General features: G+C 51.1%; 1 rRNA gene. It reads right to left on the reverse strand.

Features of this window, described 5'->3' with window-relative positions:
- Nucleotides 1–278 (reverse strand): 16S ribosomal RNA (locus JBO08_RS28010); the annotation flags it as partial.

The following is a 278-nucleotide window of genomic DNA, read 5'->3' on the forward strand; positions in this document are numbered from 1 at the left end:
TTCGCCACTGGTGTTCCTCCAAATCTCTACGCATTTCACCGCTACACTTGGAATTCCACTATCCTCTTCTGCACTCAAGTCTCCCAGTTTCCAATGACCCTCCACGGTTGAGCCGTGGGCTTTCACATCAGACTTAAGAAACCACCTGCGCGCGCTTTACGCCCAATAATTCCGGACAACGCTTGCCACCTACGTATTACCGCGGCTGCTGGCACGTAGTTAGCCGTGGCTTTCTAATAAGGTACCGTCAAGGTACAGCCAGTTACTACTGTACTTGT

The sequence above is a fragment of the Pseudomonas sp. LAP_36 genome (genome assembly GCF_019456785.1).
Taxonomy (GTDB): Bacteria; Pseudomonadota; Gammaproteobacteria; order Pseudomonadales; family Pseudomonadaceae; genus Aquipseudomonas; species Aquipseudomonas tritici.